At 53.2% G+C, this 1,141-nt stretch carries 1 protein-coding gene and 1 pseudogene; both read left to right on the top strand.

The annotated features are described in order from the left end of the window. Nucleotides 1-479, top strand: a 479-nt coding sequence (locus BLX41_RS02425) for a T6SS immunity protein Tli4 family protein (RefSeq protein WP_185073345.1), incomplete at its 5' end; no start/stop codon positions are given. 208 nt (nt 480-687) lie between these two features. Then, nucleotides 688-1,141: pseudogene (locus BLX41_RS33310) on the top strand (T6SS immunity protein Tli4 family protein); the annotation flags it as partial.

The following is a 1,141-nucleotide window of genomic DNA, read 5'->3' as shown; positions in this document are numbered from 1 at the left end:
TGGATCGAGTAAGTGGCTTTCTGATGGGTGCGGCAAAGATGGTTGCAGGCATCGAAACCCTGCGCAAAAGAGAGCGTGGCGGTGCAATTCCCGCCGATGAGTACCTGCTGGCTGGCAGCGCAAAGGGGCAACGTACCTACACCTTCCTCTGGGAAGCCCAGGGCAAGGACGAGTCGGTCTACGAGCCCCACCTCAAGGCGGAACTGAGCGTGGAGGAAGCTGACGTCGATGACGATAGCCCCCCACCGGCTCCTGCTTTCAAGTCCGATAAAGCCGCACTGGAACTGTGGGATGCCATCATCGATTCGATTCGCCTGCGGCCGGTATCGGCTACTGGACGCGACGACAATGCTGGCACGCCCTCCCCGCCTAAAAGTCCGCAACAGATGGCCAACAGCCCAGCGGTAGATGATGACTACGCCCTGGGAGAGTTCCTCGCTGAGCTGAAGCCTAAAGATAACTGGATGGATGATTTGTGAGTTTCCTAAGGAAGAGCGCGCGACCACAGCACACTCGCCAATGGGCCGCATTATCTGACGTGATCGAGATCACTCAACTGGCTGACCGCCAGCTGGATGCCAAGGAGGGTTTATGAAGCGCACTCATTGCCTAATAACGATCCTTGGTCTTATCGCCATGACTAGCGTTATCAGCTGCACATCGATTTTTTCCTCTCGGAGCCCGGCCATGGACAAGAGTGGATGGATTACTCATTGCTACGGACGCTTTCTGATCGATCTGCCGCCACAGGCAAAGATCAATGCTGGATATTATCTGTGGGGCGACAACATCGAAGCGCTCGACGATAGCCCAGTGGCCTTAGCAGCCAGAATCGATAAGCGTGAGCAGAAGCTGAAAAGTGAACGCCATAGCAAAACACAAGAGAGCATGTTTCTAAGGCGAACCGAACATCAAAACGGTTCAATTAGCCTGTGGTCATGGGATTCAACGGCTAGCACCTTGTCATACAGAGTTGATTCATACTTGGTGACACCACTAAAAGGCTCTGTCTATTACTATTCGGGAGAAGTTACTTATGACAGAGAGAAAAGAGGATTAGAAATAGTTAATGATTTAGCCCGCAACCTACGCTCTCGTGCCCCCAACGAAATCCCCACCGAACCGGGATTCTGTATCGACC

The organism is Pseudomonas protegens, from assembly GCF_003732485.1.
GTDB lineage: Bacteria > Pseudomonadota > Gammaproteobacteria > Pseudomonadales > Pseudomonadaceae > Aquipseudomonas > Aquipseudomonas protegens_B.
Note: the sequence above shows the minus strand (reverse complement) of the source record. Positions and strands in the feature narration are given on the sequence as shown.